Below are 13,914 nucleotides of genomic sequence, written 5' to 3'. Positions count from 1 at the left end.
ACGAAAATCGTAGCTGACACACGAATAGAGGCGTATAATTTAATCAGACGAAGAACGTCCCAGTTGCCGATTTGGCTTGGGGCGTTCTTTTTTTGTATAAAGGGGGAAAAGGGATTCGACCTAAGGATGTTATGAACGATTATGGCGTTAACTTTCGTTTTGCTCGTAAATGGTTGCAGAGTTTAGTGGATAAGGGTTAGCTGCGGCCTATTATAAAAAATACATATATTTGTTACTATGTACCGATAGAAGGGTTGTCGGAAGGGTTGTTTTAGGAGGTTTTGATCCAATGTTATCCAAGTTGGGCATAATGTGAATAGCTAAAATGATGCTTTATGTACAACATTTAGTTGTCGAAGCGCTGGATTAGGCAATAAAGTTGCATGTTCTACAACATTCATGGAGTAAAGTGCAATAAGCAAGAAGTCAGCTTCCTGACAGCATTATGACTTTTATTCTATATAAATGTTGGTAAACGCATAGCGCTCAAGTGTGATATTTGATACAATTATCAAGTTAATCAACTAGAAATGACCCGTCAAATGGCGGTTTGGGAGGATATAAATGAAAGAGCAACAAATACGCAGAGAAGACGTGGAGCTATTGGCACCCGCAGGTGATTGGGACTGCATGCGTGCAGCGGTAGCAAACGGAGCGGATGCTATCTTTTTTGGCGTAGAGAAGTTTAATGCACGGGCCAGAGCGAACAACTTTCGCATGGACGAGCTGTCGGAAATTATGGCGTTTTTGCATAGCTATGGTGTGAAGGGATTTTTGACCTTTAATATACTGGTTTTTGAAAATGAATTGTCTGATGCAAAAGAACTGATTGATGCGTGCGTGGATGCTGGTGTGGACGCAGTAATTGTACAAGATTTAGGTTTGGTCAAAATGATCCGCGAAATCTCACCGGATTTCCCGATTCACGGATCGACACAGATGACCATTACTTCGCCGGAAGCGGTCGAGTTTACTAAACCTTTCAGTTTGGAACGTGTGGTATTAGGTCGTGAGAACAATCTGAAACAAATTCGTACGATCGGAGAGCAAGCCCGCTTACCGATGGAAGTATTCGTACACGGTGCTTTGTGTGTTTCCTACTCAGGTCAATGTCTGACTTCTGAAATGTGGGGCGGACGTTCTGCCAACCGCGGTGAATGTGCGCAGGCTTGCCGCCTGCCTTATGATCTGATGGTGGATGGTGAGGTAAAACCTATGGGAGACGTAACTTATTTGCTTTCTCCTAAGGACCTGGCAGCAATTGATCTAATGCCTGAGCTGATCGAGGCGGGTGTGACTTCTTTTAAAATCGAAGGTCGCCTCAAAAGCCCGGAATATGTAGCGAATGTAGTTAGTAAGTATCGTAAAGCGATTGATCGGTATTTTGAAGGCGATCTGTCCAAACCTTCGAAGGAGGAGGTGCGCGAGCTGCAACAAAGCTTCTCCCGTGGGTTTACACATGGTTTCCTGGATGGAACGAACAATAAGAAACTGGTAGACGGGACTTTCCCAAAAAGCCGTGGTGTATATTTGGGGACGGTTGAGCAAATTCTGCGTGACGGAGTGGTCTGCCGTATTCATGCACCGCTTAAGCGTGGGGACGGAATTGTTTTTGACGCTGGGGATCCAACGAAAAAAGAAGAAGGCGGTCGTGTCTACGACCTCCGTCGTAAAGGTGTGAAGCTGGAAGGCGAAGCCGGAGAAGGCTGGATCATCGACATCGTAGCCGGTCGTAATGATGTGGATCTTCGTCGTCTAAATGTCGGTGACCGCATTTGGAAGACAAATGACCCAGCGTTAGATAAGGCGCTGCGCCAGACTTATGAAACTGAAAAGCCGTACCGGGTATTTCCGGTACATGTTAGAGTGCAAGGCTGCGTCGGCGAGAAGCTGACGACTTGGTGGACGGACGTTCAGAAGAACGTTACCGTCCGTGTGGACTCGGAGCTCGCGCTGGAAGCCGCGCAAAAGCGTCCGATGGATACCGCGCTGCTGGAAGAACAATTCGGCCGCCTGGGCGGGACCGTGTTCCAGCTTGACGCGTTGGAGTCGCATCTGCAAGGCGACGTCATTGTCCCTATGCGCGAGCTGAACAGCATCCGCCGCCAAGCGGTGGAGCTGCTTGCGGGCGAGCGCCCGAAACCGCCCGTCTATGTGAAACGGGTGATCGAGGTTTACGGCGACGCCACCCACAAGGGCGTCGCTCCGCAGCGCGTTGGTGAAGCGGAGCTCACCGCGCTGTGCCGCAGCCTGCCGCAGGTGCAGGCTGCGCTCGAGGCCGGCGTGAGAAACATCTACGCCGACTTCGAGTTTATCAAGCAGTTCCCGGCAGCGGTAGATGCGGTACGGGCTGCAGGGGCCAGCATAGCGCTGGCCACGCCGCGCATTCATATGCCGGGCGAGAACGGCTACCACGCGAATATTCTTCGCTTGCAGCCGGATGCTGTGCTCGTGCGTAATACAGGCGCGTTATATTATTATCTGCGCCGCCGCCAGGAGCAGCCGGATGCTGTGCATCCACGCCTGATCGGTGATTTCTCACTGAATATCGCCAATCATAAAGCAGTGGATTTGTTCCTTGAGGCTGGCTGTGACATAGTAACGCCATCCTATGACTTGAACATTCAACAGATGGTTGATCTGCTTGAACACAGTGATACGTCCCGGATGGAGGTTGTTATTCATCAGCATTTGCCGATGTTCCATACTGAACACTGTGTGTACTGTACCTTTATGAGTGAAGGCACAGACTATACGAACTGTGGTCGTCCTTGTGAAGAGCACCGTGCTTCTTTGCAAGACCGTATTGGAATGTCACATCCAGTTCGTGTGGATGAAGGCTGCCGTAATACCGTCTATAACGCTGTTGAGCAGTCTGGTGCGGAGTATCTGAATAATTTCCGTGAACTAGGAGTATCTTCATACCGTGTGGAGTTCTTGGAAGAGACGCCAGAGCAAGTGGCTGAGGTAATCAGCCTCTACAGCCGCGCTCTGCGTGGTGAAATCTCTGGTACACAGGTATGGAAGAGCCTAAAGGCTACTAACCAACTTGGTGTAACGCGTGGGCAATTGGTGAACGCGAAGTAATAAGAGTTAAGAGTTAAGAGTTAAGAGTTAAAGATAAGGGCTAAGTAACTACCAGGTAGATGCTGGTATTGCTTAGCCCTTTTTTTAGAATTGATCTCGTCCTCATCCTAATTTGCATATACTAAATAGTAGTATATTATAGGGTCAGCAAAGTATTTAAAATAGCAATAATTGATTATAATTCCTGCCCTCTTATTTCATTGGAATAGATATACAAATATAACAAACACTCTGACATAAATGTGCTGTAACTGCTATAATTGAAAGAAATATGCCATTTTAGGGTACTTACAGATATGTAATTGAAAAGAGTATACGATAGAAGGAGTTAATGTGATGAAGATCCGTAAAGCGATTATTCCCGCCGCAGGTCTCGGCACTCGTTTTTTACCTGCAACTAAAGCAATGCCTAAAGAAATGCTACCGATTGTAGATAAACCAACGATCCAATATATTGTTGAAGAAGCAGTCGCTTCCGGGATCGAGGATATTATTATTGTAACGGGGAAAGGCAAACGTGCGATTGAGGACCACTTTGATAACTCATTTGAACTGGAATTTAACTTGGCTGAGAAGCAGAAGTGGGAGTTGCTTGAATCCGTTCGCAAATCTTCTGAAATGGCTGATATCCATTATATCCGCCAAAAAGAGCCAAGAGGTCTCGGACATGCGATTTGGTGTGCACGTAAATTCATAGGAAACGAACCGTTTGCTGTCCTACTCGGCGATGATATTGTTGAAGCGGACAAACCGTGCCTCAAACAGATGATTGACATATATGACGAGTATAAATCTTCTATCGTGGGTGTTCAGCCTGTTCCGTGGGAGGAAGTATCACGGTATGGTGTGGTAGATGGTTCGCCTTTGGCGGAACGTGTCTACAAGGCGAATCGTCTAGTAGAGAAGCCGAAGAGAGAAGAGGCTCCTTCGAACTTAGCTATACTGGGACGATATATTTTAACTCCGCGTATCTTCGATATGCTTGGAGAACAGCAGGTGGGTGTAGGTGGAGAGATCCAACTTACAGATGCGATAGCACGTCTTAGCGAGGTTGAACGAATTATTGCCTATGATTTTGAAGGTAAACGTCATGATGTGGGTGAGAAAATGGGCTTTATCCAGACCACCATTCATTACGCACTTCAACACGAGGAGCTCAAAGATGACTTGCTTCGTTATATGAAAGAGCTTGTTGAGAGTGAAGCGGCTAAGACCGGGCTATAATTAAATCTCGTATAATCGAAAAAAAAGGCGCGCCACGGTTATTACAGTGGCGCGCTTTTATGGTTTCATTCTTTTTTAAAATTGTGAATTTGTAATGGCCTCAACTTGTGCTGCTTCCGCAGGATCAGCTGCGATCAGCGAATCGTATAGTGCCTGATCCTCGCCACCAGTTTTCGCCAGTGCAGCAAGGTACCAACGAGCAATCTCACGATTGGTTGCATCAGCGAAATCTTGGCTTAAGGCTGTTTTTAAGATGGAGGCTGCAATTTGTATCTTTCCAGACATATATTGCATTTTCCCTACCTTCAGTGTCACATCCGGAGTAAATATCTTCGAAGGATCATTATCCGCAAGTACATGATCGTAGGCCAAAAGCCCAATAACAAAGCCAGCTTTCATGTTGTCTATTCTATCTGGATTATCTTGTTGTGCATAAGCTGCCTGCCCCAAATCAAATGAACGGCTGATGAGTGAACTGTACCAATTTATATCCCATGGAGTTTCACTGTTCATGATATCCGTGTAATTAGCATCTGAATTAAGCTTGAGAGTGGTGTTCGCTGCATCCTCTTGTCCGGATAAAAGTTGCATTTTGCCAACGTTCAAAGCGATAGTTGGCGTTACTGAGAAAGGGCGCCCTTGCAGTTGTTCTGGTGGAAGAGTCTTCAGATGTTCTATTCCAGCAAGAACGTGATTATATGCTTCTTGCGCTTCATTGAAATACTCTTGTTTCTTTGTCTCATCCTTTTGATTAAGTGCCTGCTGACCTAAGGCAAAGGAACGGCTGATTATTGCATCATACCAATCGATATCCCAGTTGAACTTATCTGCGTTGTCACGGTAAATACCCAAGGCGACGTCGCTTTGACCTTTCAGATCGTAGTAGCTCACTAATTGGAGCAGAAGATTTTTGTTGTATGGCTCATCTTTGAGTGCGCGAGTTAATACACTGTATGCCTCGTCAAGGAACTGTTCCTGTTGTGTTTGACTAAATACCTGCTGATCCAAGGCCGATAGATAAATTGTCGATTCTGGATGACTTGGACGTTTGTTCAAAGTCTCAATCAATGGGGCTCTAAGCTCTTCGTAGGAAGTGCTATAACTTCTCAATTGTTTAGCTTTCAAAGCAGAGTTACTGGAGCCAATATAGCTGATTGACAAGAACACTAGGAACAAGGTTCCTAAAGAAAGCACAGCGAGGTATCCGAAACGGATGCCCGCTTTATTCCAATTTTTCCGCAGTGGCTTGCTATCCATAACGGAGGCCATTCCGGCAAGGCCAATAAAAACTAGTATGCCCATAAAGGCATAACTCATGTTGAAATCAAGTAGACTGTGCACAAGAATAGATAGAGCAATAATTAGATAGAAGAAACCATTCTCAAATTCGTTTTTATCCCGTTTTACATATCCACGAATATATTTATAGAAGATATACAGAATGAAACTCATAAATATGAGAAATCCAACAATACCTACTTCAATGAGAAATTGTAAGAAGAAGTTATGCACCTGCCGGCTTGTATAAGGGTTGTTTTGATAATGCTCATACAGTGAGGCCCAGCCTCCTCCACCAGCACCGAGGACCGGATAATCCTTAACCACCTTCACGGCATCCTTATAAAAAGTAATCCGCTCGAGTACGCTATGTTGCTGGAAATTGATGTTCTCGAGGCGAGTCTCCATGTTGTCAGGTAAGATGCTTTTTGCACTCGTACCGATAAGCAAGAAAGCTACAATAGCAACTAGAGCGACAGATCCGAGCGGAATCCAAAGACCTGTCCGTTTACGTGACGACCAATTCTCTAGTTTTGCATACAACCATGGTGCGACAAAACGCTGAATGACCCAAGAAAGGCCAGCCACAACTATTGAGGCTCCTAATAGATACGCCCAACCTTTTAAAGCTGAAGAAGAAGTGAAATTAGCATTTAACTCTATTCCTAGGTTAGTAACGGGTGTCGTAATGAGCAAAGCTACAATACCAGCAATTCCTAGATGCAGAATCCAAAGGATTTGCTGTGCAGGTTTTAGGAATAGAAGTAGGAGTATGAATACTACAGGTAGCAGGACTAAGCCGCCACGAGATAAGGTTAACAAGATCGACACAATGATGGGAACTAACATAAAGCCATGCGTCAACGTTCCATACCATTTTTTAGAGCGAATAAGCGCGAATATTGCTACAAATAGAAAGGCCATCAAGAAGGCTGCGTACGTATTTGCGTACTGAAAGATCGAAGTCAGACGAAGTCCGTTAGAGTCAGTCATAACTGCATCTAAGTAGACATCATTTCGGACGGTGTTTGAGAACCAGCCCACAAGAGCTCCTGCTAATTTACTGCTGCCTAACCAATTTAAAAGTCCAAAACCCACTATAAAATATGCAATCGCTAATATAGCATTTTGAATGACAACATTTACTTGCTTTTGCTTCATGAGATAAAAGGCTATAATGAAAACTGCGGCATATGTACACTGAATAAATAGCATATTCATCGCCGTGTAATGCGAAACTGCGACAAACAGTGACAGAGCATAGGTCACAGGGAGCAATAATGCTGCCCAAGCTACTAAATCACTCTGCCCTTCAAGCTTGAACTTTTTGTAATACAAGCCAACACAGGCCAGCAGCATCAGTGCGCTTAATAGTGCTGATACATATATTGGCTTCTCGTAATCAACTAGTGATCCATTAAACAATCCCACTTGAAATGGGGTCCAACACAAAAATAAAATAAAACCAACAACTAATGCCCATATCGGACTTGCTATCTTTTCAACATTTCTCGACTGAGCGGCGTTTTTACCGTATACTGGTTTCGACACGTTATAATCTCCTTTTCCTGTAGGTACGACAATATTTTAGCATATTGCTAACTTCTATTACTACTACTATGAATTGCACAATAAAGACCAAGTAAACTAGTACCACTTATTGTATCATCTCTGGACCGTTCTACTAGCGATCTTGATTTAGTTAGACAGAATGGCGTGATTTTAAATATATATTTTTTTTGAAACAGAGGTTATTTCTAAATTTTCGTGATAATTGAAGGGGTATACGAATGAAATTTAAAAAATTGATACTTGCTGTAATGGGACTTATCTTAGTGGTCTTATTCTTTAATATGTTTGCTACATATCAAAAAAATGGAACCAAATTAACTTTTGAGGTTCAATTGAATTCTAACCAGTCCGATGATTACCAACTATTTTATATTATGAATAAGGATCAGGAATGGACAGAAGAACAATCACTTCATCAAAAATATGAGCAAAAGGGAGACTGGGTAAATCTAAAGTATGATTTACCTAAAAATGTATACTCCCTTAGATTAGATGTGGGGAATCAAAAGGCTATAGTTAAGATTAAAGATGTTAAGTTAAAAGGCAACTCAAGTGTAATCATTCCACTTGATGAAATAATAACTCAAGAGCATGAAGTGAAAATAACAAGTCAGAAAGATAAACAAATAGAACTTCAAGTATTAGATTCTGATCCGTATGTGATTTTAGATATTAAAGACCATCGTGATACGGCGATAGAAGGAACTAGCCTTCTGAATATTTCGATAATTTCATTAAGCAGTGTCGTTGCAACGTTAATTAGTCTTTACATTATAAACTCCATTAAAGAAGTTTATAGATTCTTGAGAGAGATATTTAAGGGTAGAAGGCTGATTTTCAGCCTAGCTAAAAATGATTTTAAAACTAAATATGCGTCTTCCTACTTGGGAATAGTCTGGGGGTTCATTCAACCACTACTAACCATTGTGACCTACTGGTTTGTATTTCAGGTAGGGTTACGAAGTGGTAGTGTATCGGATGTTCCATTTATTTTGTGGTTTATAGTTGCCATAATTCCATGGTTTTTCTTCTCAGAAGCTTTGTCTAGTGCTACAAATGTGTACTCAGAGTATAGTTATCTTGTCAAGAAGGTTGTATTTAAGATTGAACTTCTTCCTATAGTAAAGATTATTTCGGCTTTATTCGTACATTTGTTTTTCATTTTATTTATATTCGTGATGTATACTGGATATGGATATTACCCTGATTTATACAGTTTTCAGATGTTATATTATTTAATTTGTACAATCATGCTTGTTTTTTCGATGTCTCTAGTCACATCTGCAATTGTGTTGTTTTTTAAAGATTTAAATCAAATCATAATAATAATTTTGCAAATAGGGTTTTGGTTCACTCCTATTGGATGGTCATACACTATGTTACCGGATTTTTGGAGTAATGTTTTTAAATTAAATCCTATGTTCTATATTGTAGAAGGCTATAGAGATACTTTCATTTATAGCGTTTCATTTATCCAACATCCCTACTATACTCTTTATTTCTGGATGTTCTGCTTAACAGCACTTGTAGTTGGAATAAAGAGCTTGAAAAAGTTGAAGCCTCATTTTGCAGATGTAATATAAAGTTGTAAAGGTGGAGTAAAGTTTTGAATGAGATAATCGAAATTCAAGATGTTGTAAAATCTTATAAATTATACGATAAACCCATAGACCGCTTGAAAGAGGCTCTTTCCATATCTCATAGAACGTATCACAAAGAATTCAAAGCTCTTAACGGTATCTCATTTAAAGTTGAGAAGGGAGACGCTCTTGGGATTCTAGGTAAAAATGGATCGGGTAAATCAACGCTGTTGAAGTTGATAACAGGAGTCTTATCACCTTCAAGTGGGTCTATACAAGTAAAGGGTAAGATATCTGCAATTTTGGAGCTAGGAGCTGGATTTAATCCAGAGTACAGTGGCAAAGAGAATGTGTACTTAAATGGTCTGATGATGGGCTTTAGCCGTGAAGAAATTGACATCAAAATGAATGATATAATCGAATTTGCAGATATTGGAGAATTTATTGAGCAACCTGTAAAAATTTACTCTAGCGGTATGTTTGCGAGGTTGGCTTTTGCTGTTTCTATTAATGTAGAGCCAGATATACTTATTGTTGATGAAGCTCTTGCTGTTGGGGATGTACGTTTTCAAACGAAGTGTATTGATAAAATGAAAGAGTTGAAGAGTAAGGGAACAACAATATTGTTTGTATCCCATGCAACTGAGCAAGTGAAGAGGTTCTGCAATAAAGCAGTTTGGCTTAAGGATGGTATAGTGCAAGCATCAGGAGAATCATCTGAAATTGCTGATCTATATGAAGATTTCATGAAATACAATACTGAGCATATTATGGAAACTACGATTACCAATGATAATGAGCCAATTCCAGTCGTGCCACAAGATGATTTTATTAGACCGACGAATCCCGATGTATTAGCGTCAATTACAAAAGTGGAACTAAACAAGAATAACTTTAAAACTTTTGATGAGCTAGTAGTGGAAGTTGAATATGAAGTTTATGAAGATGTCATAGAAGATTTATTATTGGGTGTAGCGATTTATACTCCAGATCGAGAGTATATATTTGGCCCAAATACACACTTAGAGAAAATTGATATTCCGAATAAATTAGGAAGACATAGAGTGAAATATATTATATCTAGTTTGCCGTTACTTGGTGGGACTTTCTGTATAGATGTAGGGATATTCAATAATGAAGGAATAGTATGTCTACACTATAAAGAGAATATTGTGGACTTTATTATAACAAATAAATATATTTCTGAAGGGCTAATATATATGAACCATAGATGGGAAGTGTCAAAATGAAAAACACACTCTTTGATCAATATCAAAGATATAATAATATTCGGAAAATTATTAATGAAATGCGATGTGGTGATGAAAGCTTCCGTATTCTTGAAGTTGGGGCTAATGAACATCGTAATTTAGAAAATTTCTTGCCTTTAGACAAGATAACCTATTTAGATATTCAACTACCGGAAGAATTACAACATGATCCAAGTTATATTCTCGGCGATGCTACAAATATGGATTTCCCAGATGATGAGTATGATGTAATTGTTGCATTGGATGTATTTGAACATATTCCAGTGGAAAAGAGAAATCAATTTATTGATGAGTTATACCGCGTTAGTTCGCAAGTGTGTATTATAACTGCACCATTTCATTCACAACAATCGATAGATGCAGAATCTAGAGTGAACTCGGTCTATAAGAGTTTATTTAAAAAAAATTTCATATGGTTAGAAGAACATATGGACAATGGACTCCCTAATAAGGATTCTCTTAAAGAGTATCTCGAATTAAAAAATATAAGATATATGATGATTGGACATGGAAGAATAAATATTTGGGAAAAGTTAATGGGAATTCACTTTTTTGCCGCAAAGAATCCGGAATTGGCTGTCTATCGCCAAGAAATTGATAGATTTTATAATTCTTATATATTTGACCATGATTATACGGAAGATTCCTATAGGAAAATTGTTATTTTAGAAAAAGCAAGAAATCTAAACTTATCATTTGAAACATCTTCAGAAATTCCTGCAGAAACATTGAAAACGTTAGAAATGATGGAACGCACATTTTATAACCTATGCTCAATGACAGGTGAAAATGAGGAAGAAAATGCCTTTGTGGATAAAGTTCAGATCTTTATAGATTGTGGTGATGGGTTTACAGAGTCAAATAGTGAGTATTTTCAATTTAATGATGTAGAATTAATGAAATTTGTTAAAGTTGATCTTCGTGATTTTGATGTTATCAAAGGTATTAGAATTGATCCTTCAGATTACTGTGGTTTTTACAAAATCGATAATCTCAGACTTATTGGGGCTAATAATGATACTGAGATAAAATATCAAATGTCGGGTAGTTTTGATTTTAAAACTTCTAATGTTTATTTGTTTGAAAAGGATGATCCAAATATAATATTGAATTTTGAATCTGAAGTGGGCATAGCGCACATTGAATTCTATATATCGAAATTATCTACAACTGAGATTGTCAATCAATATGTGAGTATGTCAGTTAGTAAAGAAAATGAAATTATGTCTATAAATAATGAATATAAGCAGCAAATAGAGATGAAAGAAGCGCATATAAATAATTTAACTAATGACAAATATATCTTGGAAGAAGAAAATGAAAATCATTTAAAGACGAAGGAAATTTTTATAAGTAATTTATCAGATAATGGCAGGGTAATTGAAAATTTGAATGCTGAAATTGAGCACTTAAGAGCAGGAAATATTGTAAAAGAAACCGAAAAACAAGAGTTGATTCAACAATTAGTAGAAAAGGAGCAAATATTTAACCAACAATTAGTAGAAAAGGAGCAAGAGTTAAGTAGTATTTATAACTCTAAAGCATGGAAGTTAGTAGTTAAAACGAGAAGAATATTGGGGAAATAACTAACAAAAGAAGCGCACTTAGGAGGATTGTATTGAAGATTACAGACATAGTTATTCGAATTTTGACAGTGATAGCGGGTGTGTTTGGTTTTAGATCAACCTTGAACCCCCTTCCCGTATCTGATTTGAAAAAAGTGAATGGAACATGGATTTCATTGGGTACAGATCCAGCATTTATTTTGGAAGGGAAGTTTTATTACGGCTGGAACATCATATCTTGGAATTCAGTGAGCAGCGATAGTATTCCAGTTAAACTATATTGGGATGATGGTGCGGGGTTTTCGGAAGAAAAAAGTATGAATTTGGCCTCCATTTCAGCGGGTGAAAGTAAGTATAAAAGTATTTTTCACATCCCCATTGGCGTTAAAAAATTGAGACTAGATCCAGGTGATAGGGAATTTGAGTTTAAAATGGAAAAGGTATTGATTAAAAAAACAATTAAACACTATCTGATTTTAAAATCAATTCTGAATATTTTAAAACAACGTGGACTTAATATAAAAACAATTAAAATATTATTGCACAAAGCTTTAACTGTTTATAAAGCCCAAGGGTTAGCGGGTTTAAAACAAAAAATTAAGATTGTACAAGAAAATAAATTAGATACTAATAATAGTTATCAAGTGTGGCTTACTCGAAATGCTGTTACATCAAGTGCTTATCAAGAAGCTAATGAAAGCATGAAGAATTTTAATTATAATCCTTTAATATCAGTTATTCTTCCAGTCTATAATGTGGATGAAGTATGGCTAAGAAAATGTATTGACTCAGTAGTAGGTCAAATTTATACAAATTGGGAATTGTGTATTTCAGATGATGCCTCACCTAAAATGCATATTAAAAATGTGTTAAAAGAATATGAAGAGCAAGATGCAAGGATAAAAGTGGTGTTTAGGAAGACGAATGGTCATATCTCGGAAAACTCGAACTCAGCTCTTCAAATAGCATCAGGAGAATTTATCGCATTATTAGATCATGATGATGAATTAGCTTCAACGGCATTATTTGAGGTAGTGAAATTATTAAATACATATCCTGACGCTGATATGATTTATACAGATGAAGATAAAATAGGAGTTAATGGGGAGAGACATTCCCCATATTTTAAACCAGACTGGTCGCCTGACCTGATTCTTTCTCATATGTATACATGTCATTTAGGTATATATCGGAAAGAAATCGTAGATCAAATAGGTGGATTTAGAAAAGGTTATGAGGGCAGTCAAGATTACGACCTTGTATTAAGGTTTACTGAATTATCTGAGCGTATACATCACTTGCCGAAAATCCTCTATCATTGGAGATCGATTCCTGAATCTACAGCTTCTGGATCAGGTGCTAAGAATTATACACACTACGCAGGAGTAAGGGCTTTAGAAGATACAATTAAAAGAAGAGGTATAGATGGTAAAGTACAAGAAATTGATGGTTATCCTAATATGTATCGAATTCATTACAATATAAGCAAAGAACCTCTTGTTTCAATAATTATCCCTACAAAGGATGGAAGTGGAATACTAGATCTTTGTTTAGAGTCTATTGTTACTAGAACGAATTATAGCAACTATGAAATAATAATTGTAGATAATGGGAGTAAAGATGAAGAGACATTTTCTGTATTTGAAAAATGGGAACAACGTTTAAACGATAATCTTAAAATAATTCCTTTAGACATTCCGTTTAATTACTCAAAGATTAATAATGTCGCTGTTCAAGCATCTAATGGTTCTTTAATATTGCTGCTTAATAATGATATTGAAATTATAAGTCCGAATTGGTTAGAAGAAATGGTGGGGTACACCCTTCGACCTAATACTGGAGCAGTTGGAGCCAAGCTATATTACCCAGATCGAACTATACAGCATTCAGGTGTAATTATGGGGTTAGGTGGAGTCGCTGGGCACGCTTTTAGAACTTGTAATGAATTCGACCCTGGGTATTTTGGTATGTTATTAACAAATCGTAATAGTTCAGTGGTAACAGCGGCGTGTTTAATGGTAAGAAAAGAAGTGTTTAATGAAGTTGGTGGGCTTGAAGAGGATCTTTCTGTAGCATTTAACGATGTGGACTTTTGCCTCAAATTAATTGATAAAGGGTATTATAATGTTTGCCTAAATAATGTGAGTTTATATCATCATGAATCAAAAACTAGAGGCGCTGAAGATACGGCAGAGAAAAAGGCAAGATTTATGCAAGAAATTGAGTATATGTTAGAAAAATGGCCTGGATATATTAAGGCTGATCCCTACTATAATATAAATCTCTCATTAGAGAGTGATAAGGCTTATCTATTAAAAATTTAGAAACATATCATAT

General features: G+C 38.9%; 7 protein-coding genes. 6 read left to right on the top strand and 1 reads right to left on the bottom strand.

Annotated features, from left to right (window positions below; translation table 11 throughout):
• Window positions 1-564 precede the first annotated feature (564 nt).
• Together MHH46_RS29375 and galU are read left to right on the top strand one after the other, a co-directional pair.
• Window positions 565-3,087 carry a U32 family peptidase gene (locus tag MHH46_RS29375; RefSeq protein WP_076192485.1) on the top strand — a complete coding sequence of 841 codons (2,523 nt, stop codon included), beginning with the start codon at window positions 565-567 and terminating at the stop codon, window positions 3,085-3,087.
• Between the two features lie 336 nt (window positions 3,088-3,423).
• Window positions 3,424-4,311, top strand: a complete 888-nt coding sequence (galU, locus tag MHH46_RS29370) for a UTP--glucose-1-phosphate uridylyltransferase GalU (RefSeq protein WP_076192487.1) — start codon at window positions 3,424-3,426, stop codon at window positions 4,309-4,311.
• A 75-nt stretch (window positions 4,312-4,386) separates the two neighbouring features.
• On the opposite strand, the gene MHH46_RS29365 is transcribed toward galU, so the two are convergent.
• Window positions 4,387-7,140, bottom strand: a complete 2,754-nt coding sequence (locus MHH46_RS29365) for an O-antigen ligase family protein (RefSeq protein WP_076192490.1) — start codon at window positions 7,138-7,140, stop codon at window positions 4,387-4,389.
• Between the two features lie 239 nt (window positions 7,141-7,379).
• Here MHH46_RS29365 and MHH46_RS29360 point away from each other — a divergent pair, with 239 nt between their 5' ends.
• Genes MHH46_RS29360 through MHH46_RS29345 form a run of 4 tightly spaced genes read left to right on the top strand, consistent with a single transcriptional unit; the run spans window position 7,380 to window position 13,901 of the window.
• Window positions 7,380-8,744: an ABC transporter permease gene (locus MHH46_RS29360; protein WP_076099648.1), complete on the top strand. Its 1,365-nt coding sequence runs from the start codon at window positions 7,380-7,382 to the stop codon at window positions 8,742-8,744.
• Window positions 8,745-8,767: 23 nt separating this feature from the next.
• Window positions 8,768-9,991, top strand: coding sequence for an ABC transporter ATP-binding protein (locus tag MHH46_RS29355; RefSeq protein WP_076192492.1), 1,224 nt, complete (start codon window positions 8,768-8,770; stop codon window positions 9,989-9,991).
• Complete coding sequence (locus MHH46_RS29350; RefSeq protein ID WP_076192494.1) at window positions 9,988-11,598, top strand: class I SAM-dependent methyltransferase; 1,611 nt, start codon at window positions 9,988-9,990, stop codon at window positions 11,596-11,598. The genes MHH46_RS29355 and MHH46_RS29350 overlap by 4 nt, the downstream gene beginning before the upstream one ends.
• Before the next feature lie 32 nt (window positions 11,599-11,630).
• Window positions 11,631-13,901 carry a glycosyltransferase gene (locus MHH46_RS29345; protein ID WP_139330099.1) on the top strand — a complete coding sequence of 757 codons (2,271 nt, stop codon included), beginning with the start codon at window positions 11,631-11,633 and terminating at the stop codon, window positions 13,899-13,901.
• Window positions 13,902-13,914: the final 13 nt, after the last annotated feature.

Source organism: Paenibacillus sp. FSL H8-0175 (assembly GCF_045040615.1).
GTDB lineage: Bacteria > Bacillota > Bacilli > Paenibacillales > Paenibacillaceae > Paenibacillus_AQ > Paenibacillus_AQ odorifer.
The sequence above is the reverse complement of the archived record's forward strand: the minus strand, read 5'-3'. Positions and strand labels throughout refer to the sequence as shown.